Below are 20,965 nucleotides of genomic sequence, written 5' to 3'. Positions count from 1 at the left end.
CCCCAAGACCTCCTCAAAACCTCGCCCCTAAACCGCCCAAAAACCGCCTATAAACCTTGTCTCGGGCGAGGTTGCACCGTGGTCAGAGCCGCTACTTCTTGGGAGCGTAGTAGCGTCCCATGAACTCATCGCGGTAGGCCTCGTAGTAGCCACCCTCGATGGCGGCACGCGCATTATCCACCAGCTGGAGCATGAACTGCAGGTTGTGGATGGTGCACAACGTACCTGCCAGAAACTCCTTGGCCTTGAGCAGGTGATGGATATAAGCCCGGGAATAGTTCTCCGAGACATACCCACCGAACTCCTCATCCACCCCGGAGAAGTCCCGCTTGAAACGCGCACCGGTCAGATTCAGGCGGCCGTCGAGGGTGTAGACCCCGCCGCGGCGTGCCAGCCGGGTGGGAGCGACACAGTCGAAGGTGTCTGCACCAGCCTCAATGGCGGCGAAGAGATCATCCGGCTCAGAGATGCCCAGCAGGTGGCGGGGTTTGTTCTCAGGCAGCTCATCACAGACCCAGCCGACGATGGTGCCCAGGTTCTCCTTCTCGATGGCACCGCCGATGCCGAAACCGCCGAAACCACGGCGGCCCTCGGCTTCCGCGGCGTCGGAAAGCTCGATCAGACCGCGCGTGGCCTGGCGGCGCAGGTCCTCGTACTGTGCGCCCTGCACCACACCCCAGAGGGACTGCAGCGGCTTGCCCACCCGTTCCCGGGTCAGACGGTCATGCTCATCCAGGCAGCGCTGCGCCCAGCGGCGGGTACGCTCCACCGAATTGACCTGGTAATCATAGGTGTCCACCAGGGTGGTCAGCTCATCGAATGCGAACATGATGTCCGCCCCCAGGCCATGCTGGATCTGCATGCTGAACTCCGGGGTGAAACGGTGTCGGGAACCGTCGATGAAGGACTTGAAGTTCACCCCGTCATCATCGACATGGGCCATGCGTTCCTTCTCCGCGGCCTTGATGTCACCCCGGGTGAGGTGGGTGGTGTCCATTGCCAGGACCTTCTTATATCCCGCGCCCAGGCTCATCACCTGGAAACCACCGGAGTCGGTGTAGGTGGGCCCCCGCCAGTTCGTGAAGGCCTCCAGACCACCGGCCTCATCCACAATGTCGTGGCCGGGCTGCAGGTAGAGGTGATAGGCGTTGGAGAGGATCGCCTGGGCACCGGTCTGCCGGATCTGCTCCGGGGTCAGGGTCTTCACGGTCGCCTTGGTGGCCACCGGGATGAAGGCCGGGGTGGCGATGTCACCGTGCGGGGTGTGGATGACACCGGTGCGGCCATGTTTGCCCGGGCCGTCCTGCTCCAGGGAGGTGCCCAGGGTGAAGGAGGTGTCCGTTGGGGAGGGGTTGCTCATGGCCCCCAGTCTAAGGGGGATGGACTCCCCCGCTGAAAACCCTGCCCGGAAAACCCGGTTCTAGCGGCCTGCCGGAAGTTCTTCGCTCGGTTGTTCCTCATGCGGGGTCTTGTCGAAGCTGTCTAGGGTACGCTCGTATTCCTTCTCCAGGGCGGAACCCTCGACATCAAGCTGGGGCAGGATCTTGTCCAGCCACTTCGGCATCCACCAGGTGGCGCGGCCCATGAGGAACATGGTGGCCGGAACCAGTGCCATGCGGATGAAGAAGGCATCGAAGAAGACACCGGCTGCCAGTGCGAAACCGAAGATCTGGATGAAGGGCAGCGGCTGGTCGATGAAGGCGACGAAGACGGCGATCATGATCAGTGCGGCGGCGGTGACCACCCGAGCGCCCGAGGTGAAACCTTCAATCACCGATTCCTCCACGGCGTTGAACTTCGAACCGGGACGGTCCACCCCACCGCTGTGCGTGTAGTGCTCGCGCATGCGGGTGACCAGGAAGACCTGGTAGTCCATGGCCAGGCCGAAAGTGACACCGATGAGGAAGATCGGCATGAAGGAGATCAGGGGGCCCGGGGTGTTCACCAGACCCCATAGTCCCTCCTGCCACACCAGGACGGTGATGCCGAAGGCCGCGCCCACTGAAAGCAGGAAGCCCAGGCCTGCGACCACCGGCACCATGATGGAACGGAACACCAGCAGCAGCAGGATGATCGCCAGGCCCACCACGATCGCCAGGTAGAGCGGCATGGCCTCGGCCAGACGCTCGGTGATGTCCATCTGCACGGCGGTCAGCCCGGTCAACCCGAAGGTGACACCGGTGGCGGCCTCGATCTCCGCACCCTGGGTGCGGATCGCCTCAGCCACCGCGGTGGTTTCGCTGTCATCCGGCCCGGTGTAGGGGGTGACCAGCAGCTGGGCGGCGGAACCATCATCATTGAGCCCGATGATCTGGGCGTGTTTGACATCCGTCAGACCCGAGAGTGCCTGGGTGGTGTAGAGGTAGCTGCTGGTCTGGGCGGCGCTGAGGGGGTCGAACTCCCCGCCTGTCTGTTCCGTCAGGTCCTCCTGGGCACGCACCAGGGGCTGCAGGGCACCCGCCTCCGGGTCGATCCCGTCAGCGGCGATGACCACCAGGAAGGGGGCGTTGACGCCCTCCCCGAAACCCTCCGCCATGAGGTCAGCGGACTTGCGCTGCGTGGTGTCCAGGTTGGAGGTGGAGTCGGAGGGTAGCGCCATCTCCAGGCTCAGCACCGGGGCGCTGAGTGCACCCAGGCCCAGCACAACCACCGCCATGATGAGGGCCGGGAACTTATGGACGAAGGTGACCCAGCGATAACCCATCGTGGGGCGGGTACGGCGCTTCCCGGCGTTGGCGCCCCGCTTACGCGGATTACCGGCGATACCCGGGATCCGACCGCTGAAGGTCCGCTCCCCGAAGACACCCAGCAGGGCGGGGATGAAGGTCAGCGCCACCAGGACCGACACCAGGACGGTGAAGGCCGCGGAGAGACCCATGGCGGTGAGGAACTCGATGTTGACGATCGAGAGCGCCACCAGGGCGATGATCACGGTGGCGCCGGCGAAAAGCACCGCGGAACCGGCGGTACCGACCGCCATGCCGGCCGCCTCATCAGCGGGCATCCGGGCGCGTTCCGAACGGTAGCGGGAAAGAATGAACAGGGCGTAGTCGATACCGACCGCCAGGCCGATCATCACCGCCAACACCGGGGTGACATTGTTCAGCTCGGTGAAGGCGGTGGCACCGATGATCACCAGTGCGCCGATACCCACACCGATGATCGCGGTGAGCACCGGCAGACCTGCGGCCGTCAGCGAACCGAAGGTGAAGATCAGGACGATGAAGGCGATGATCAGACCGATGATCTCAGAGGTGGTCTTCACCGTGATCGGATCACCGAAACCGGCACCGCCGGCCTCCACCGTCAGGCCGGCATCCCGACCCACCTCCATGGCGGCCTTGACCACATCCCGGTGTTCCTGGGTGACATCCATGCTGGTGGGGACATCAAAGTTGAAGGTGGTGTAGCCGATGGTGAGTTCATCATTGACCATCGCCAGGTTATTGGCGTCGATCTGGGCGACCTCCACCGGCACACCGGCTTCAGCCATCTGCGCGATGACACCCTCCTGCAGCGCCGGGGACACCTCCACCGGGTTGCCGAAGCGTTCGGTGCCGGAGATCTCCTGCAGGTTTTCCTCGATATAGACGATCGTCTCATCGATCGCCGCCATATTGGCCGGATCTTCCAGCGTCTCACCGTCCGGGGCCTGGAATACCAGGTTCACGCCGGCCGCATTAGCCGGGTTCGGTGCCCCGGGGAACTGCTCATCCAGGAGGTAGATCGCGTCGATGGAGGGGGTGCCGGAGATCGCGAACTGGTTCGAGAAGGGCTTCATGATGCTCAACGAGCCCACTGCCACCGCCGCGAAGGTCAGCAACCACGCCGCAATGACGATCCACTTCTTGTGAAAGGACCAGCGTCCCAACTTGAACAACCATATGGCCACGTGCGGAAACTCCTGCGGGTGGGTGCGAAAGGATTAACGGGGCCAGTCTACTGCTGAGAGCTGAAACCTCTATATGGCAACGCTTATCGACGCCGCGGGGCGGCAGGGGCACCGCCCATGAAAAAATCCCGCACTCAGCAAGGAGCACGGGATTTCATCTGGCGGTGGCGGAGGGATTTGAACCCTCGGTTGGGGGTTACCCAACAATCGCTTTCGAGGCGATCACCTTCGGCCGCTCGGACACGCCACCGCGAGTCAGATTATCGGATGGGCACCGAGGCAGCCAAATCGCCTAGGGTCGGTCCTCGCGCTTATCTTCCTGGAAAGAGCCGAGCACCTTATTGGCGGCATCCTTCACCTTCTCGCCGGCATCGGAGATCGTCTCCTTGATCTGGGCCTTGGTCTGGTCGGCCTTGCCCTCATCCTCGAGACGGCGGTTACCGGTGGCCTCGCCGAGGCCTTCCTTGGTCTTGCCGCCAAACTCTTCTGCCTTGTTCTGGAAATCACCCATGGTCAAACTCCCTTATTAGTCGTTGCCGCCGAATTTATCGTCGTTGTCATTGTGGTCGAGGTGGGCCCGACCCAGCTTTTCATTCAGCGTCTGATCCTCGGGGTCGAGGGCTTCTTCATCGGGGTTGGAGGTATTGGAGCCGAGTTTCTCGCGCGCTTCATCTGCGGTTTTGCGAGAATCCTGCGTCTCTTTCCTCAGAGTCTTCTCCACCTTGTCGGGAAAATCCGTCATGACGCCGTCCTTCCATTCGGTCTGGATGTACTTTCCACCCTAACCACCGGAGACGAACTGTGCCGGATGTCACTAAATCGTTATCGGATACACAGCCCGCCACCAGCAAGCAGACAGAACTAGCGCAGTTCCCCGCGCAGCTCCCCGAAGAATTCCGCCAGCTGGGCGGCGCATTCCGTTTCTAGAACACCGCCGCGCACTTCGGGACGGTGCAGCACGGAGGGGTCGCGAACCACGTCGAATACGGAGCCGCAGGCCCCGGTCTTGGGCTCGAAGGCACCGAAGATGATGCGGTCGATCCGGGCTCCGACCAGAGCGCCAGCGCACATGGTGCAGGGTTCCAGGGTGACCGCGAGAGTGCAGCCGCTCAGCCGCCAACCGTCGTTGTGGTGGCGTACCGCTTCCCGGATGGCGAGGATCTCGGCATGGGCGGTGGGGTCACCATCAGCTTCTCGACGATTGGTTGCCCTGGCCAGCTCCACACCGTCCGGGCCGAAGATGACGGCCCCGACCGGGACGTCGCCAAGCGGGGTGGTGGCGGCCACGTCGAGGGCGCGGCGGATTTTCGCCTCGGCAGCAAGCTCACCGCGGGGTCGGGGCAGGAAACTCAATCGATGTCCAGGTCCGCGGCGTCGGCAAACTCTTCCAGGAAATTGAGGTCCTCGGCGATCCGGATGAGTTGCTCGCTGGGCCACATCTCCTCATCATCACAGATCACTCCCATCGCTTCCTCGGAGAGACCGAGGTCGGCGAGGATGTCGAAGTCACCCTCCGCCCAGGGGTCCACCTCATCGAGTTCATCGGGGTCGAGATCGGGGATCTCGGCGTTGATCTCCTCCAGCGCGGCAGCGGCAATGTCATCCTCGATGGCGGCGGTGGCGTCGGAGAGCAGCACCCGCGAACCTTCGGGCGTGGGGCGGATCAAGATGAAGTAGTCTTCGTCGACACAGAGCATGGCGAAAGCGGGGCCTTCGCTGCGTAATGTGCGGACCTGCCTGATCGAATTCTTCAGGCTGGAAAATTCATCGTCGAAGGATCGGACGTGCCATGCACCGTCCACCAGGGTGACCGTAACTGCGAAACTGTCCCCGTACTCATCGGCGTTCATATCAGGTAACCGTAGTCTTTGTGTGCCACACTTGTCAGGTGACTTCCAGAGACATTTCCCGCCCGGTCTGCCTACTCGGCCTCGGACTGATCGGCGGCTCCCTACTTCGTGACCTCAGTGCCCTCGGGCACCCCGCGTTCGGTTTCAACCGTTCCCCCTCCGGAACCAAGGCCGCCCAACAGGAGGGGTTCGACGTCAGTTCCGACCTCGTGGCCACCGTGCAGCGCGCCGAGCAGGAGAACGCCCTGCTCATGATCGCCACCCCGATGCCCGCGGTGGCTTCCATCCTCGCCGTCATCAAGGAGCATGCCCCCTCCTGCGGCATCACCGATGTCGTCTCCGTCAAGGCCCAGGTGCTAGACCTTGTCCGCGAGGCCGGCCTGGTCGAACGTTATGTCGGCGGGCACCCCATGGCCGGCACCTCTGAAAGTGGCTGGCAGGCCTCCCGGAAGGAACTCTTCAAGGGTGCCGCCTGGGTGGTCACCTTCGACCACGCCTATGACAGCCCCGAGGGGCCCGGCAAGGAATGGATCGAGCTGTGGACCGATGTGGTGCGCATGGCCAAGATGGTCAAGGCGGAGGTCATTCCCTCGCGGGTCGACGCCCATGACTCCGCCGTCGCCCGCATCTCCCACCTCCCCCATGTGCTGGCCGAAACCCTGGCGATCGTCGGCGATAATGGCGGTGCCCTGAGCCTGTCGCTGGCCGCCAGCAGCTTCCGGGACAGCACCCGCGTCGCCGCCACCTCCCCCTCCCTGGTGCGCGCCATGTGCGAAACCAACTCCGAGGCCCTGCTTGTCGCCCTGGATGAGGCCCTGGCGCTGCTTCAGGACGCCCGCGCCCACCTCTCCGAGGCCAGCCCCAGCATGGAGGAGCTCGCCGACAACGGCTACCGCTCCCGCATCCGTTATGAGGCCCGCTCCGGGCATAGTCGCCAGGGGGCGGACTCCGTGAGCCCCTCCCCCATCTCAGGGCGTCCCGTGCTCAGCATCAACCCGGGCAGCCCGCACTGGCTGCGCAGTCTCGAACAGGCGGAGAACCTCGGTGCCCGCATCGAGGTATCGGTGTTCTAACTCCTGCAGATGGTCCCGGGTCTGCGACCTGGGACCTACGGACTGGGGGTGGGGCTGGTGTATAGAGTGGGGAAACCTGCGCTTAAGGCCCCGACCTGAGTGGCTAAGTGCAGGTTTCCCCACTCTAGAATGCAAAGCCCCTTTGCAGAGCCCCGGAATCTGGGGTTGGATTCCAGGCAAGCGAAAACCCCGCCCAGAATTTCTTCTGTGCGGGGTTTTACTATTGGTGCGCCCGGAGGGATTCGAACCCCCAACCTTCTGATCCGTAGTCAGATGCTCTATCCGTTGAGCTACGGGCGCATTGTCATCACAGCCTGCGCTGTGCAACGAGAAACAACTTTACACCGACAAGCTCATTTAGAACAAAACGCCAGTTCAGAGGGCATTGAAAGGGAAAGCCACCACCCAGGCGGGAGATCTCCGCCCGGTGGTGGTGCCCCCACCCCCAAGGAGTTTCTAGAGCACGATGCCGAAGACCGGCACCGCGATGAAATAGGTGGAGAGGGTGACCAGGACCAGGCCGATGAGATTCAACCAGAGTCCGCCCTTGATCATCTCGCCGATCTTGACATATCCGGAGCCGAAGGCGATGGCGTTCGGCGGGGTGGCCACGGGGAGCATGAAGGCACAGGTGGCGGAGAGCGCGACCGGAATGGTCAGCAGCAGAATATTCTGCTCTCCACCGGCAGTCAGCCCGATGCCGACGGCCACACCGGCCAGGATCGGCAGGAAGGTGGCTGCAGTGGCGGTGTTGGAGGTGAATTCCGTGAGGAAGAGGACGATCGTGGCGACCGCTGCCACCAGCAGGAAGGTGGGCAGCACCTCAAGTCCCTTGGCCAGCTCACCGATCCAGATGGAAAGGCCGGAGGCGGAGAACATCGAGGAGAGACTCAGTCCGCCACCGAAGAGGAGCAGCACATCCCAGGGCAGCTTATTCGCGGACTTCCAGTCCATCAGCCGGGTCCCCTTCTTCAGGTCCACCGGGATGATGAAGAGCAGCAGTGCGGCGGTGATGCCGATCGCGGCGTCGGCAATGGTGATGTCCACATCGATCCAGTCGATGACCAGGGGGATGAAGACCCAGCAGAGGGCGGCCAGCCCGAAGATGACCCCGACACCGATCTCCGGGGCGCTCATCTTGCCCATCTTGTCCACCTCGGCCTTGATCATCTCGCGGCCACCCGGGATGGTGTCCATCTCCGGTTTGAATACGGTGACCAGCACGAACCATGCCAGCGCCAGGAAGATCACGGCGAGGGGGACACCGACGAGCATCCACTGCCCGAAGCCAATCTGGATATCATGGTTGCTGGCCATGTAGGCCACCAGCAGCGCATTCGGCGGGGTACCGATGATCGTTCCCAGGGAACCGATGGAGGCTGCGTAGGCGATGGCCAGCATCAGGCCGGTGGCGAATTTCTTCTGGTTCTTCATGCCACCGACGGTTTCGGCCGTCAGCTGCAGCACCGACATGCCGATCGGCAGCATGACCACCGCGGTGGCGGTGTTGGACACCCACATGGAGAGGAAACCGGTGGCGATCATGAAACCGGCGATCAGCTGCCTGGGTTTGGTGCCCACCAACAACACCACCGTCAGCGCCAGCCGGCGGTGCAGGTCCCAGCGCTGCATGCCCAGAGCCAGGATGAAGCCACCCATGAAGAGGAAGATGGTGGGCTCCGCGTAGGGGGCGGCAATGTCCTTGAAGGAGATGATCTGGGAGAGCGGGAAGACTACCAGCGGCACCAGGGCGGTGGCCGCCAGGGGGATCGCCTCCGTCATCCACCAGATGGCCATCAGGACGGCGGTGGCGGCGGTGATCCGTAGCGCCATGTTGTCGTAGACGACACCTTCCTCCGCCGATGCCTGGATGGTTTCGGCGGCGTTATCCGGGAAGATGAAGAAAATCAGGGCTGCGAGGGCGAAACCTGCCAGCAGGCCGATGAGCTGCCGCCGCCATTCGCGGGATTCCGCCCGGGAGACTGAGCCGGGAGCAGGGCTGTAAGCGACCTCGAGATCTTCGGTTGTCGAGACTGAGACTGAAGTATCGCTGGCGCTCGCCCCGGTACTGGGTGTGCTCATGACGCATCCTTTTCTACTGTCGGTGCTGCCAAAGGCCCCTGCGGCGAGGGTGGCCGCAGTTTCGATCACGGTGAGGCTAAGGAGCCGGGCCACCACCCCACCCCCGAGGATTGATTCGACCACGGAAGATCGGAGACGGAGCGGGATAGGGATGCGACCAGACTCACGAGACTCTATCCATTTTCAATCTACAATGGAATGGGACTGAAAGTTCGGCGAAAAAGAGCTGGTTCAAGATTCCCCCCCCCTGCACTCACCACCTGCACATATAAAATATTGCAGGATTAGCAGAACTCCTCCGGGGAAGGCTTGGCGGAGGGTACGCGAAAACCCCGCCCAGAATTTCTTCTGTGCGGGGTCTTCCTGTTGGTGCGCCCGGAGGGATTCGAACCCCCAACCTTCTGATCCGTAGTCAGATGCTCTATCCGTTGAGCTACGGGCGCAGTTTCCACAAGTGGAACGGGTTCAGCCTATATCCACCCAACCTGAGAGTCAAAATCCCCGGTTGAACTGGTTTTCTGTTTTCCCGGCACTGCACTGCAGCGCCGGGACACAGCATATTCATAAGCTGGCGGAGACGAGAGGATTTGAACCTCCGGTCCTCCGTTAAGAGGACAACTCATTAGCAGTGAGCCCCATTCGGCCGCTCTGGCACGCCTCCAGCGATTTACCTTAAGCGGTAAACCTCACAGTATCTTAGCCAGCGGACGCCAGACTCTCCAAACCCGCTGGCACAGCCGGGGAAACCTCCGCACCCAAAAGCATCACACAAGCTTCGCAGCTGCCCCCGTATATGCTTGAGGCCCATGAGCTCCCTGACACGTGCTGACCTCGCCGACATCCCTGCCTACGTCCCCGGCAAGCGGCTACCCGAGGCGCTGAAGCTTTCCTCCAATGAGGTGTCCACTCCCCCGCTGTCAGCCGCGGCCCGGGCAATGGCCGAAGCTGCGGCCGGGGCAAACCGCTACCCGGACATGGGCGCGGTGGAACTACGCACTGCCCTGGCTGAGCATCTGGAGCTGACCCCGGAGCAGATCGCGGTGGGTTGCGGTTCTTCCGCACTGTGTCAGCAGCTGGTGCAGATCGCTGCTGGCCCGGGCGATGAGGTGCTCTTCCCCTGGCGTAGTTTCGAGGCCTACCCGATCTTCGCCAGCGTGGTGGGCGCCACCCCGGTGCCCATCCCGTTGCTTGAGGATGGCCGTCATGATCTGGATGCGATGGCTGCCGCCATCACGGAGCGCACCCGGGTGATCTTCCTCTGCAACCCGAACAACCCCTCGGGAGCCTTGATGAGCTCGGCGGAGTTCGAGGATTTCATGGTGAAGGTGCCGCAGAATGTGCTGGTCGGCCTGGATGAGGCCTATGTCGAGTATGTCCGCAGCGAGGACACCCCCCTGGCCACTGAGGCCATCACCCGCTATCCGAACCTGATCGGCCTGCGCACCTTCTCCAAGGCTTATGGGCTCGCCGGGGTGCGGGTGGGTTATGCCTTCGGCTCCGCAGAGCTGATCGCCACACTGAATAAGGTGGCCATCCCCTTCGCGGTGAACAGCGTCGCCCAGGCCGGCGCGATCGCCTCCCTGGCAGCAGCGGATGAGCTGCTGGAACGCACCGAGATCATCGTCCAGGAACGGGATCGCGTGGCAGCAGCAACCGGGGCCCGCCACTCGGAGGCGAACTTCATCTGGTTGCCCACCGCCAATGCCGCCCCCATCGCCGCAGCACTCAGCCAGGAACAGGTGCTGGTGCGTGCTTTCCCGGAGGGACTGCGGGTGACGGTCGCCTCCCCGGAGGAGAATGAGATCTTCCTCCGGGCGTGGGAGAAGTTGAACTTGAGCTCCCAGCTCTAGCCACCGGCGAAGGGTGGCAGCACATCCACCCGGTGCGCCCCAGCCAGGGCCATGGTGGACTCGGCCTTTGCACCGTCCACGAGGAAGGTGCAGCGTTCGAAGATCTCCGCCAGGTTCATCCCTGCTTCGGTGGTTCCCCCGTTGTCTGCCGCCAGCTGGGACAGCAGTTCGGCAAGGGTGGCGGGAACCTGCTCGAGGGTTTCCTGGGCGGTGCCGCGGGCGGCTCGGGCGGCGGCGAAGTAATGGACCTCCACGTCGGGTTTCCTTTCTCTTCTGAGGTGCTTCCCAGCATGCCATGTCCGGCGCGGCAGGTAACGTGGGCGAGGTAGGAAATCACCTAGTGGGAGAGGGGTTATATGCGTACACCCGAGGATCATCTCGCCGACCTGCGGCAGCTGGTGCCGCCGCGCCCCGTCATCACGATCCCGCTCATCGGCGCATCCGGCCATCGGTTGGCCGGGGAGGTCAGGGCCCGCGAGGATTCCCCGCGCTTCGACAACTCCCAGATGGACGGTTATGCCCTCTCTGCGACACAGCTGGCGCGAACCCCGGCCAGTTTCCCGGTGGGGCCCACCATCGCTGCCGGCCAGGACCCGGATCTCAGCTACCCGGTGGGGCTCACCGAAGCCATCGCCCCCATCATGACCGGGGCGAAGGTCCCTGCCGAAACTGCCGGGATCGTGCCCGTGGAGCGGTGCTCACCGCAGGAGTTCGCCGCCGAAGGCGAGTTGGTTGAGGTGCCGGTCATTCCGGTGGGACAGTTCATCCGCAGGGCGGCTTCAGATATCAGCGCAGGCACCCCCCTGTTACCGGCCGGCCATCTGCTCGGCCCCCTGGATATCGGCCTGCTGGCCAGCCAGTCCCTGAAGGAGGTGGAGGTCCATCCTCGCACCAGGGTGTTGATCTGCAGTGGTGGTGCGGAGATCGGCAGTCAAGGTGTGGCCTCCATCCCGGATTCCAATGGGCCGATGCTGCAGGCTCTCTGTGAGGCCGCCGGAATTGAGGTGGCCCATCGGATCCTCACCGATGATGATCCCGGGAAATTGGGGCGCGAGCTGAAGGAAGCCATCGCGCAGCATGAACCGGATGCGGTGATCACCTCGGGCGGCATCAGCCACGGCAAGTTCGAGGTGATCCGACAGGTTCTGGAAATCCAGCCCGGGGCCTGGTTCGGGCATGTCGCCCAGCAGCCCGGTGGCCCCCAGGGTTTCGCGCTTTTTGAGGGGGTACCGGTAATCTGTCTTCCCGGCAATCCGATCTCCACGCTGGTCAGCTTCCGCCTTTTTGTCGCACCCCTGCTGGGTGAGGCCCCTGAACCGCTGAGCGCCCGACTGTCCGTGGACACCCCGGGGCTCGCTGAGGGGCGCACCCAGCTGCGTCGCGGCACGCACCGCGTCGTCGACACGCAGCTTGAGGCCACCCCGCTCAGTGGGGCGGGTTCCCACCTGCTGGCCCGCGCTGCGGGGGCGAACTGTCTGATCCGTATTCCCGGTGGGGCGCAGCTGCGCGCCGGGGATCCTGTCACCATCTACCCTTTCTAGAAGGAAAAACGTGCCCAAAACAGGACTGGTCATTGTCTCCTCCACCCGCGCCGCCGCCGGGGAATATGAGGACCGTTCCGGCCCCATCCTGGTGAATTTCCTGCGGGAGCAGGGTTTTGAGACCCCGGATGCCCTGGTGGTTAAGGATGCGGATATGCCCGCGAGCATGGCGAAGCTCTTGAGCTCCCCGGAGAAGCTGCCCGCTGTGCTGCTGACCTCGGGTGGGACGGGGTTGTCCCCGGATGATCGGACGGTGGAGGCGGTCAGCCCTCATCTGGATCGGGAGCTGCCGGGAATTGTGCATGCTTTCTGGGATCTGGGCCAGGAGAAGATCGCCACAGCCGTGCTTTCCCGTGCGGTGGCTGGAACAATCGGGCGCACCTTTGTGATGACCTTGCCGGGTTCCACCGGCGGGGTCCGGGATGGGGTGGCCATCCTGGCCCCGATCCTGGGCCACATCACCGAACAATTGGAGGGAAATCATGAGCACTGATCCGGCCTATGTGGCGGAACAGACCGGGAAACTCATCGACGCCCGGATGACAGAAAGCCCGATCGAGGAGCTGCTGCCCCAGGCTCGCCGCGACACCCTCCGGGAGGCGATGGGCGCACTGGTCACCTTCGAAGGCATCGTCCGTGACCATGATGGTGGGCAGCGGGTGGCCAACCTGAGTTATACCGCGCACCCCAGTGCCGGGGAGCGGATCAGGGAGGTGGCTGCAGAGGTTGTGGTCCAGCATCCGAAGACCCGGTTGTGGACCGCCCACCGCACCGGTGACCTGCAGATCGGGGAGCTGGCCTTCGTGGTGCTCGCCGCCGCCGCCCACCGCGGGGATGCCTTCCAGGCGGCTTCCGAACTGGCGGATCGGGTGAAGGCGGAGGTGCCGATCTGGAAGGAACAGCTGCTCACGGACGGCAAGACACAGTGGGTGGGGTTGGAATGAAGGAACTGAACCCTGCCCAGGTGGCCCGCTACCGACGCCAGATCACCCTCGGTGGTTTCGGCCCGGCCGGCCAGCAGAAGCTTCTCGACGCCCACGTCGCCGTGATCGGTGCCGGTGGGTTGGGCTCCCCTGCCCTGCTCTATCTGGCCGGGGCCGGAGTCGGGAAGGTCACCATCATCGATGATGATGTGGTGGATCTGTCCAACCTGCACCGCCAGGTCATCCACCGCACCGCCGCGGTGGGTGAATTCAAGGCTTCCTCGGCCCGCCGGGAGATGCTGGAGCTGAATCCTGATAGTGAGATTGAGCTCTTCCAGGAACGTTTGACCTGGGAAAATGCCCGGCAGGTACTTGAAGGGGCCGATGTGGTGCTGGATGGCAGCGATAATTTCGCCACCCGGCATGTGGCCTCCGCAGCCTGCGCCCAGCTGAGGATCCCCCATGTGTGGGCCTCGATCCTGGGTTTCGACGCCCAGATCTCCGTGTTCTGGGCTGATCATGGCCCGGTCTATGAGGACCTCTTCCCCACCCCACCACCCGCAGGTTCCGTGCCCAGCTGCTCCCAGGCCGGGGTGTTGGGCCCCCTGGTGGGTGTCATGGGTTCCACCATGGCGATGGAGGCGCTGAAGCTGATCACCGCCATCGGGGAACCCCTGATGGGCAAGCTGGGTTATTACTCCTCGCTCAGTGGGCGGTGGGAGTACATCCCGGTGGTCGGCAACCCGGAGACCGTGGCGAAGCTGCGGGCCGAGGGCCCCGTGGAAACCGGGATCATGGTGCCGAGCGGGGTGGGCGGGGCGTCGCAAAGCGGGGTGCCGGAGGTGTCCGAGATCCCCGAGGGTGCGCTCCTGATTGATGTGCGGGAACCGGAGGAGTTCGCGAACTTCATCATTCCCGGCGCGGTGAATGTGCCGCTGGCCCGGATCACCGAGGAGGGTTTTGTGCCTGCGGGGGTGCATGCTGATGCCCCGGTGGTGATCTACTGTGCCGGTGGAGTGCGTTCGGCGAAGGCGGTGCGTGCGCTGCAGGAGGCGGGGGTTTCGGGGCCGGTGAGTCTGGCCGGCGGGATCGATGCCTGGTTGGATCGGCAGGGTTAGGATCGGGGCATGTTAACTGGACTGTGGAATCTGCTTGTCCGATCCGTGGGCACCGCCATTGCGCTCTGGGTGGTCACCCTATTCGTGGAGGGTGTCACCATCGCCACCCCGGATACCATTCTGGCTGGGGACGGCTCCTATGACCGGCAGCTGGTGTTCCTGGCGGTCGCAGCGGTGATTGTGCTGCTGAATATGCTGGTCAAACCGGTGTTGAATCTGATTGGTCTGCCGATCACGATCATCACCCTGGGGCTTTTCGCCCTGGTGATCAATGCGGTGATTTTCCTGCTGGCGGAGTGGATCTCCCAGCAGCTGGGACTGGGGCTGTCCATTGACACCTTCATGGACGCCTTCTGGGGTGCGGTGATCATGGCGCTGGTGAACTGGCTGCTGGGTCCGCTGAGCGGGATGCTGAGTTCGAAGCGACGTTAGCCCCAGACCCGGGTGGAAAGCAGAAAACCCCGCTCACGGTGCATACCGTGAACGGGGGATCGGCGGAGACGGCGGGATTTGAACCCGCGGATGGTTTCCCATCGCTGGTTTTCAAGACCAGTACATTCGGCCGCTCTGTCACGTCTCCCTGGCCGGTACCTCACCGGTACCAACCCCATCAGATTACCTGACGCGCCCCGGAGTCGAAACTTCCCCTACCCTGGGAGGGCATGAAGGCAATCACTCTCATTGAACCCACTGAAACAAACCCGAAGGCCCAGCTGAACTTGGCGGAGGTGCCCACGCCCGAGCTCCAGGACGGGGAGGTGCTGGTCAAGGTCCATGCTGCCGGTGTGAACCGCGCTGATCTGCTCCAGTCCCAGGGCAATTATCCGGTTCCCCCGGGAGCCTCCGAGTTCCTCGGCCTGGAGTGTGCCGGTGTGATCGAGGATCCGGGCACCACCGGACGCAGCAAGGGTGAGAAGGTGGCCTGCCTGCTGGCGGGTGGTGGTTATGCGGAGTACGTGGCGGTCCCCGAGGGGCAGCTCATGCCGATCCCGGAGGGCTACTCCATGGTGGAGGCGGCTTCCATCGTGGAGGTGGCCTGCACCGTCTGGTCCAATATCGGCATGCTCGCCGGCCTGAAGAAGGGCCAGACCTTCCTGATCCACGGTGGGGCGGGCGGCATCGGCACCTTCGCCATCCAGATGGGCAAGGCCCTGGGTGCCACCGTCGCGGTCACCGCAGGTTCCGCCGAGAAGCTGGCCACCTGCAAGGAACTGGGTGCCGATATCCTCATCAACTACCGCGAGGAGGATTTCGCGGAGGTGCTGAAGAACAAGGTGGATGTCATTCTCGACATCATCGGCGCAAAATACCTCAACCAGAACCTCACCGCGCTGGCCAAGGACGGTCACATGGTCACCATCGGTCTGCAGGGGGGTCGCAAGGGGGAGCTCAACCTGGGGCTCATGCTGAATAAGCGCCTGAACATCTCCGCCACCGCACTGCGCAGCCGCGACCTGGCGGACAAGGCGAATATCGTCGCCCAGACCATCGAGCACATCTGGCCGATGCTCGCTGATGGCCGCATCACCCACCAGATCGACCGCACCCTCCCCCTCTCCGAGGCAGGCCAGGCCCTGGATCTGCTGGAAGACAGCGCCGTGACCGGCAAGATCGTGCTCGAGGTCCGCTAAGAACCGCTTATCGACGCTCCGTACCCACCGCCACCGGCGGTGCGGATCGAGATGGCCTCCCCGGCGCGCAATTCCACCCGGGACATTGATTCCAGGTCACGCACACCCTCGGTGCCATGGTGCTGCACCCCGGCTGGCGTGCCGGGTTCCCCACCATGCAGGCCCCAGGGTCCGCTGCTGACTCTTTCGGTACCGACGGTGACGATGGCGCTGCCTGACCTGAGCCGCAGTGTTCTTTCCAGGCCGTTCCCACCCCGGTGCCGACCGTCCCCACCGGTGTCCGGCAGAATGCGGTAGCTCTCCACCAGCAGTGGATATTCCCGCTCAATGACCTCGCAGGGGGTGTTGCGGGTGTTGGTCATGTGGGTGTGGGTGGCGCTGGCACCAGCCTGGTCGGGGAAGGCACCCTGCCCCCCGCCGTAGGTCTCCACATAGGAGTAGTACTCCCCGCTTGAAGGGTCCATTCCCCCGATGGTGAGCATGCTCATCGAGCCGGAGGAGGCTGCCGGAACCAGGCCCTGGGTGAAGGTTTCGAAGGCACCGAAGAGGGTGTCCACGATGCGCTGGGAGGTCTGGATATTGCCGTGTGCCACCGGTGCGGGAAAGACGGCGTGCACCAGGCTGCCGGGGCGGGTGATCACCTTGATGGGGTGGGTGAGGCCCGCGTTGGAGGGCAGGCTGGGATCGCTCAGGGATTTGAGCACATAGGCCACGCAGGCGGTGGCCACCGCCCGGGAACAGTTCACCGCCCCAGGCACCTGATCGCAGGTGTCGGAGAAGTCCACCTCGATCTCATCTCCGCGGACCGTGACGGTGGCGGCGATGGGCAGCTGCTCAGGATGCACCCCGGTGTGTTCGAGGTGGTCGGTGAAGCTGCCCCGGCCGTCGGGAAGTTCGCGGATGGCGGACCGGGTGCGCCGCTCGGCGTAGTCGACCAGGGCGTGGCAGGCGGTGTGGAAGCCCGCCACACCCCACTCTTCCAGCAGTTCCTGTACGCGCCGGGTGCCCAGCCGGTTGGCCGCCACCTGTGCCATGAGGTCCCCGCGGGTCTTGTCTCTGGTGCGGATATTCATCAACAGCAGTTGGAGCAGCTCTTCCTGTAGTTCTCCTCGGGCGAAGAGTTTCAGGGGCGGGATCCGGATGCCCTCCTGGAAGATCTCGGTGGATCGGGTGGACATGGATCCCGGTGTCTGACCGCCGACATCAACGTGGTGGGCCATGTTGGCGATCACCGCCACGATCCGGTCTTCCTGGAAGACCGGGGTGATCACGCACATGTCGGGCAGGTGGGAGCCACCGAGGTAAGGGTTGTTGGTCAACAGCACATCCCCCGGGCGGAGTCGTTGTGCCCCGTATTCGGCCAGGGTGGTGCGGATCAGGGTGGGCATGAGTCCGAGGTGGAGGGGGATGTGTTCAGCCTGGGATATCAGTTCCCCGTCGGGGCCGTAGATGCCGGCGGAGCAGTCCCGCCGGTCCTTGATGTTGGGGCTGTAGGCAGTGCGGATCAGGGCGGTGCCGACCTCCTCGGCGATGGATTCCAGCCGGTTGCGGGCGATCTCGAGTTCCACGGCATTAAGTGTCATGCCCGGGTTTCCTTCCGGCTCAGGTGCAGGAAACCGTATTCATCACAGCGGGCTTCCTGGTCGGGGCGGATATAGGTGGTGGAGTCGAACTGGTTGAGCACCGCCGGGCCCTTGATCACTGCACCAGCGGGGATTCCGGCGCGTTCGAAGATCGGGGTTTCCCACCATGCACCCTCGATATAGACCGGGCGATGCTCCCCCGGTTCCACAGTTCCCCCGGTATGCCAGGTTGGTTGTGGCACTTCCTGGTGCGGCACGGTGGCCACCAGTCTGGCCACCACCACTTCCATGCTGGCCACCGGGTCCTGGAAGCCATAGCGTTCCTCATGGGCGGCATCGAAACGCTCCCGCTGGGTTGACCAGTCCGGGGTCCATTCGATGCTCAGTTCATAGCTTTGGCCGATGTAGCGGGCATCCACCAGGCGGGTGATCAGGAATTCCTCCGTCCCCATTTCCTGGGCGGCCTGTTTCTCCAGGGCCTCGAAGACGTCCTCCAGTCCGGTGGTGGTGGTGACCGGGGTGGCGAAATCATGTCGGACGGGGGCATCCAGCATGCCCACCGCAGAGGCGATGCCCGGGGTCGGGGGGATCACCGTCGAGGGCATGCCCAGTTCCTGCATCAGGTCGGAGCCGTGCAGTGGTCCTGCCCCACCGAAGGCGATGAGGTGGCAGCTGCGGACGTCCACCCCCTGTTCCACACTGACCTTTCGGATGCCACGGGCCATGGTGGCGGTGATGACCGACAGAATGCCCTCCGCGGTCTCCTCCACCCCCAGACCCAGCTGGCTGCCCCACTCCGCCATCCTCGCCCGGGCGGTGTGCAAGTCCAGCTGGAAGCGCCCACCCAGCAGACTGGGTCCCAGGCGCCCCAGCACCAGGTGGGCATCGGTGACGGTGAGTTCGGTGCCACCACTGCCATAGCTGACCGGCCCGGGTTCCGCGCCCGCGCTCCGGGGGCCGACCCGCAGACCACCACCGGAATCCACCCAGGCGATGGAACCCCCACCGGCACCGATGGTGTGGACCGATACCGAGGGCAGTCGCAGTGGCAGGGAATCGATCTCCCCGGCCATGGTCTCCTCGGGCTGTCCCCTACGGATCAAGGCGATATCGGTGCTGGTGCCCCCGATGTCGAAGCTGACGGCATGGTCCAGGCCGAGCAACCGGGACCAGTGTGCGGCCCCCACCACCCCACCGGCCAACCCGGAGAGGACGGTGCGGGCGCTGTGTTCACTGGCCAGGCGGGGGCTGAGCAGCCCACCATTGGACTGCATGATCCACAGTTTGGAGGGGATCTGCAACTGCTCGATATCGGTGTCCAGCCGGGAGAGGTACTCGGAGATCCTGGGCTGCACATAGGCGTTGACCACCGCGGTGGAGGTGCGTTCATATTCCCGCATCTCCGAGGTCACCGAGGTGGCGGTGCTGATCCTGGGGGCTGCCCCCAGTTCCTGCAGCCGCTTGGCCGCCTGCTCCTCATGTGCCGGGTTGGTGTAGGCGTTGAGGAAGGAGATGACGAGGATGTCCAGTTCCAGGGCCCGGAGCTTTTCCGCCACCTGTACCAGTGCCGACTCCTCCAGTGCCTGCAGCACCTGACCATCGGCAGCCATCCGCTCCGCCACCTCCACGACCAGTTCGCCCGGGACCAGCGGGGCCACCCTGGTGATGCGGCTGTCATAGAGGGAGGGGCGGGCCTGGTGGGCGATTGCCAGCAGGTCCCGGAAACCTGCGGTGGTCAGCAGCCCGACCCTGGCCCCGGTCCGGGTGAGCACGGTATTGGTGGCCACGGTGGTGCCGTGCACCAGACGCTGGATCTGGGTGAGACTGGCATCCTGTTGTGCCATCGCCCCCTTCAGCCCAGCCATCACCGCCTCATCGGGGGCATGTGGGGTGGAGGGTACCTTCCACACCGCCAGGGAACCATCACTGCGGCGCACCCCGATATCGGTGAAGGTGCCACCGGTGTCCACCGCCACCTGTAGAGCTGCTGAATTCATGGGCACTCCCTATCTGAAGAGTGCCCCCGAGCTTAGCGCGGCGTCGAGAAGCGAATCAGGCCAGGGAGGCGAGGACCCGGACCAGGTTGTCCACGTCGGCTGAGGTGTTGAAGGGCCCAAGGGAGACGGTGACTGCCCCACCGATCTCCTCCACCCCCATCTCGCTGAGCAGTGGGCTGGTCGGGCAGAGCGTGGTGACCAGACCATTGTCGATCAGACGCTGGTGGACGGTTTCCGCCGGGACATCACGCACCGCGAAACTCAACCGGGGGATCCGGTCACTGATGCCGCCATTCGCGGCCTCCCCGGTCACCCCCAGGATGTGCACCGAAGCCAGGTTGCCCAGGGACATCTGCAGGTCTGCGGCGAGATGCTCCAGATAGTCCTCAAGTTCCCGCATCGAATGCTGCAGGCGGGTGCTGCGGGTGCCACGGGAGATCACCAGATCCGCGAGATGATCCACGGTGGCGGCCACACCCCCGGCCAGACCGGTGGAGATCGGGGACTCCAGCTTCGCGGCCGAATCCCCCGCCGCGTGGGGGTTCAGGGAATCCAGGCGGCGGAACATGCGGCTGTCACGGAACACCAGGGCTGCCAGCTGTGGGCCCCCCAGGGCGGCGAGGTCCAGGCCCAGGATGTCCGCCCCCAGCTCCGCCGCACTCAACGGCCGGTAGGGGGCCACCGCGGTAGCGTCCACCAGCACCCAGGCCCGGGAGCGGTCCCGGACGATCTCGCAGATCTCCGCCACCGGGGCGACCGTGCCCAGCAGCTCATGGGCGTGGGAGAGGGCGACCAGCCGGGTGCTGCCATCCACCAGGTCCGCATATTGGAAACCGGGCAGGGCACCGGTGGCCAGATCTGGCTGGGCCCAACGCACCCCGGCGTTCAACCCCTCGAAAGCTGCGGTGAGCACCGCCTGGTCGAGGCGGCTGAGCACGATGGAGGAATTATGGCGCAGCAGGGGGCGCATTGCCCTGGCCAGGCTGTGATAGAGCACCGGCAGGCTGGGGCCCAGCACCACCTGTTCCGGGGCGGCACCCACCAGATCCGCCACCGACAGGCGGGCAGCATCGAGGTAGTGCTCCCCCTCCAGGCGGCCAACCCGACCCGCCCGGGAGTGGGTGCCGGAGGTGGGCTCACTGTCCGCCAGGCCGGGTGAGAGTCGGAAGGAACGGGCCACCGCCGCCGAGACCCGCTCCGGGATCTGCGGACACGCATGTGCGTTGAGGTAGGTCCACCCATCGCTCAACGAGACGTAGAGCCCGCGAACCCGAGCCACGTCATAGGCCATCAAACCTTCTCCTTCTCCCCCGAAACCTCAACTTCAAGTATGCCGCTTCGCTCTCATCATTGCACCGACTCTGACAGAACACATATTCGCCCCTCACCCGCCACGGGGTGGGGTCTGGAGTGGCCTTCAGAACA

The 20,965-nt window shown here is 64.2% G+C and carries 19 protein-coding genes and 5 tRNA genes; 8 read left to right on the top strand and 16 right to left on the bottom strand.

From position 1 onward, the window contains the following. Window positions 1-91: 91 nt before the first annotated feature. From tgt to COCCU_RS01275, 7 genes are all read right to left on the bottom strand, one after another. Window positions 92-1,360 carry a tRNA guanosine(34) transglycosylase Tgt gene (gene tgt, locus COCCU_RS01305; protein WP_156229812.1) on the bottom strand — a complete coding sequence of 423 codons (1,269 nt, stop codon included), beginning with the start codon at window positions 1,358-1,360 and terminating at the stop codon, window positions 92-94. 60 nt (window positions 1,361-1,420) lie between these two features. Further along, on the bottom strand, window positions 1,421-3,892 hold the full coding sequence (locus tag COCCU_RS01300; protein WP_156229811.1) for an MMPL family transporter: 2,472 nt from the start codon (window positions 3,890-3,892) through the stop codon (window positions 1,421-1,423). A 159-nt stretch (window positions 3,893-4,051) separates the two neighbouring features. After that, a tRNA-Ser gene (locus tag COCCU_RS01295) sits at window positions 4,052-4,142 on the bottom strand. A gap of 42 nt (window positions 4,143-4,184) precedes the next feature. Beyond that, complete coding sequence (locus COCCU_RS01290; protein ID WP_156229810.1) at window positions 4,185-4,403, bottom strand: CsbD family protein; 219 nt, start codon at window positions 4,401-4,403, stop codon at window positions 4,185-4,187. Window positions 4,404-4,418: 15 nt separating this feature from the next. Next, window positions 4,419-4,634, bottom strand: coding sequence for a hypothetical protein (locus COCCU_RS01285; RefSeq protein WP_156229809.1), 216 nt, complete (start codon window positions 4,632-4,634; stop codon window positions 4,419-4,421). 119 nt (window positions 4,635-4,753) lie between these two features. Further along, entirely contained in the window at window positions 4,754-5,245 is a 492-nt protein-coding gene (locus COCCU_RS01280; RefSeq protein WP_156229808.1) for a nucleoside deaminase, read from the bottom strand. Then, entirely contained in the window at window positions 5,242-5,742 is a 501-nt protein-coding gene (locus COCCU_RS01275; RefSeq protein ID WP_156229807.1) for a tRNA adenosine deaminase-associated protein, read from the bottom strand. Before COCCU_RS01275 ends, COCCU_RS01280 begins: the two co-directional genes overlap by 4 nt. A 38-nt stretch (window positions 5,743-5,780) precedes the next feature. Here COCCU_RS01275 and COCCU_RS01270 point away from each other — a divergent pair, with 38 nt between their 5' ends. After that, on the top strand, window positions 5,781-6,815 hold the full coding sequence (locus tag COCCU_RS01270; protein WP_156229806.1) for a prephenate dehydrogenase: 1,035 nt from the start codon (window positions 5,781-5,783) through the stop codon (window positions 6,813-6,815). 224 nt (window positions 6,816-7,039) lie between these two features. Here COCCU_RS01270 and COCCU_RS01265 read toward each other — a convergent pair. From COCCU_RS01265 to COCCU_RS01250, 4 genes are all read right to left on the bottom strand, one after another. Continuing rightward, window positions 7,040-7,115: transfer RNA gene (locus COCCU_RS01265), tRNA-Arg, on the bottom strand. Between the two features lie 156 nt (window positions 7,116-7,271). Beyond that, on the bottom strand, window positions 7,272-8,897 hold the full coding sequence (locus COCCU_RS01260; protein ID WP_156229805.1) for an SLC13 family permease: 1,626 nt from the start codon (window positions 8,895-8,897) through the stop codon (window positions 7,272-7,274). Window positions 8,898-9,264: 367 nt separating this feature from the next. Next, window positions 9,265-9,340: transfer RNA gene (locus COCCU_RS01255), tRNA-Arg, on the bottom strand. A gap of 126 nt (window positions 9,341-9,466) precedes the next feature. Beyond that, a tRNA-Ser gene (locus COCCU_RS01250) sits at window positions 9,467-9,558 on the bottom strand. A 154-nt stretch (window positions 9,559-9,712) separates the two neighbouring features. On the opposite strand from COCCU_RS01250, the gene hisC reads away from it, so the two are divergent. Continuing rightward, a complete protein-coding gene (gene hisC / locus COCCU_RS01245; RefSeq protein ID WP_156232483.1) occupies window positions 9,713-10,747 on the top strand; it encodes a histidinol-phosphate transaminase in 1,035 nt (344 codons plus the stop codon). Here the strand turns inward: hisC and COCCU_RS01240 are convergent. Continuing rightward, entirely contained in the window at window positions 10,744-11,001 is a 258-nt protein-coding gene (locus COCCU_RS01240) for a MoaD/ThiS family protein (RefSeq protein ID WP_197088400.1), read from the bottom strand. The two genes, hisC and COCCU_RS01240, sit on opposite strands and share 4 nt — an antisense overlap. A 102-nt stretch (window positions 11,002-11,103) precedes the next feature. Between COCCU_RS01240 and COCCU_RS01235 the strand changes: the two genes are divergently transcribed. Genes COCCU_RS01235 through COCCU_RS01215 form a run of 5 tightly spaced genes read left to right on the top strand, consistent with a single transcriptional unit; the run spans window position 11,104 to window position 14,761 of the window. Next, window positions 11,104-12,288: a molybdopterin molybdotransferase MoeA gene (locus COCCU_RS01235; RefSeq protein ID WP_156229803.1), complete on the top strand. Its 1,185-nt coding sequence runs from the start codon at window positions 11,104-11,106 to the stop codon at window positions 12,286-12,288. A 10-nt stretch (window positions 12,289-12,298) separates the two neighbouring features. After that, window positions 12,299-12,781: a MogA/MoaB family molybdenum cofactor biosynthesis protein gene (locus tag COCCU_RS01230; protein WP_156229802.1), complete on the top strand. Its 483-nt coding sequence runs from the start codon at window positions 12,299-12,301 to the stop codon at window positions 12,779-12,781. After that, the gene (locus tag COCCU_RS01225; protein WP_156229801.1) at window positions 12,771-13,232 is read left to right on the top strand and encodes a molybdenum cofactor biosynthesis protein MoaE; all 462 of its coding nucleotides are present in this window, start codon (window positions 12,771-12,773) and stop codon (window positions 13,230-13,232) included. The genes COCCU_RS01230 and COCCU_RS01225 overlap by 11 nt, the downstream gene beginning before the upstream one ends. 5 nt (window positions 13,233-13,237) lie before the next feature. Continuing rightward, a complete protein-coding gene (locus tag COCCU_RS01220) occupies window positions 13,238-14,329 on the top strand; it encodes a ThiF family adenylyltransferase (RefSeq protein WP_407924180.1) in 1,092 nt (363 codons plus the stop codon). A gap of 9 nt (window positions 14,330-14,338) precedes the next feature. After that, window positions 14,339-14,761 (top strand): phage holin family protein, encoded by a 423-nt coding sequence (locus COCCU_RS01215; RefSeq protein ID WP_156229799.1) that lies wholly within the window; start codon window positions 14,339-14,341, stop codon window positions 14,759-14,761. A gap of 63 nt (window positions 14,762-14,824) precedes the next feature. Here COCCU_RS01215 and COCCU_RS01210 read toward each other — a convergent pair. Further along, window positions 14,825-14,909, bottom strand: a tRNA-Ser gene (locus COCCU_RS01210). An 82-nt stretch (window positions 14,910-14,991) separates the two neighbouring features. Here COCCU_RS01210 and COCCU_RS01205 point away from each other — a divergent pair. After that, entirely contained in the window at window positions 14,992-15,960 is a 969-nt protein-coding gene (locus COCCU_RS01205; protein WP_156229798.1) for an NAD(P)H-quinone oxidoreductase, read from the top strand. Here COCCU_RS01205 and COCCU_RS01200 read toward each other — a convergent pair. Genes COCCU_RS01200 through COCCU_RS01190 form a run of 3 tightly spaced genes read right to left on the bottom strand, consistent with a single transcriptional unit; the run spans window position 15,957 to window position 20,831 of the window. Continuing rightward, a complete protein-coding gene (locus tag COCCU_RS01200; protein WP_156229797.1) occupies window positions 15,957-17,543 on the bottom strand; it encodes a hydantoinase B/oxoprolinase family protein in 1,587 nt (528 codons plus the stop codon). The genes COCCU_RS01205 and COCCU_RS01200 overlap by 4 nt on opposite strands. Next, window positions 17,540-19,540 (bottom strand): hydantoinase/oxoprolinase family protein, encoded by a 2,001-nt coding sequence (locus COCCU_RS01195; RefSeq protein WP_156229796.1) that lies wholly within the window; start codon window positions 19,538-19,540, stop codon window positions 17,540-17,542. The genes COCCU_RS01200 and COCCU_RS01195 overlap by 4 nt, the downstream gene beginning before the upstream one ends. 55 nt (window positions 19,541-19,595) lie before the next feature. Further along, window positions 19,596-20,831, bottom strand: coding sequence for an aminotransferase class V-fold PLP-dependent enzyme (locus COCCU_RS01190; protein ID WP_156229795.1), 1,236 nt, complete (start codon window positions 20,829-20,831; stop codon window positions 19,596-19,598). Window positions 20,832-20,965 lie beyond the last annotated feature (134 nt).

The organism is Corynebacterium occultum (assembly GCF_009734425.1).
Taxonomy (GTDB): Bacteria; Actinomycetota; Actinomycetes; order Mycobacteriales; family Mycobacteriaceae; genus Corynebacterium; species Corynebacterium occultum.
The sequence above is the reverse complement of the archived record's forward strand: the minus strand, read 5'-3'. Positions and strand labels throughout refer to the sequence as shown.

Excerpts from the sequence above, each read along its gene's own strand:
- tgt (WP_156229812.1), bottom strand. The coding sequence starts at position 1,360 with ATGAGCAACCCCTCCCCAACGGACACCTCCTTCACCCTGGGCACCTCC.
- COCCU_RS01290 (WP_156229810.1), bottom strand. The coding sequence starts at position 4,403 with ATGGGTGATTTCCAGAACAAGGCAGAAGAGTTTGGCGGCAAGACCAAG.
- COCCU_RS01285 (WP_156229809.1), bottom strand. The coding sequence starts at position 4,634 with ATGACGGATTTTCCCGACAAGGTGGAGAAGACTCTGAGGAAAGAGACG.
- COCCU_RS01275 (WP_156229807.1), bottom strand. The coding sequence starts at position 5,742 with ATGAACGCCGATGAGTACGGGGACAGTTTCGCAGTTACGGTCACCCTG.
- COCCU_RS01260 (WP_156229805.1), bottom strand. The coding sequence starts at position 8,897 with ATGAGCACACCCAGTACCGGGGCGAGCGCCAGCGATACTTCAGTCTCA.
- COCCU_RS01235 (WP_156229803.1), top strand. The coding sequence starts at position 11,104 with ATGCGTACACCCGAGGATCATCTCGCCGACCTGCGGCAGCTGGTGCCG.
- COCCU_RS01225 (WP_156229801.1), top strand. The coding sequence starts at position 12,771 with ATGAGCACTGATCCGGCCTATGTGGCGGAACAGACCGGGAAACTCATC.
- COCCU_RS01215 (WP_156229799.1), top strand. The coding sequence starts at position 14,339 with ATGTTAACTGGACTGTGGAATCTGCTTGTCCGATCCGTGGGCACCGCC.
- COCCU_RS01205 (WP_156229798.1), top strand. The coding sequence starts at position 14,992 with ATGAAGGCAATCACTCTCATTGAACCCACTGAAACAAACCCGAAGGCC.
- COCCU_RS01200 (WP_156229797.1), bottom strand. The coding sequence starts at position 17,543 with ATGACACTTAATGCCGTGGAACTCGAGATCGCCCGCAACCGGCTGGAA.
- COCCU_RS01195 (WP_156229796.1), bottom strand. The coding sequence starts at position 19,540 with ATGAATTCAGCAGCTCTACAGGTGGCGGTGGACACCGGTGGCACCTTC.
- COCCU_RS01190 (WP_156229795.1), bottom strand. The coding sequence starts at position 20,831 with ATGGCCTATGACGTGGCTCGGGTTCGCGGGCTCTACGTCTCGTTGAGC.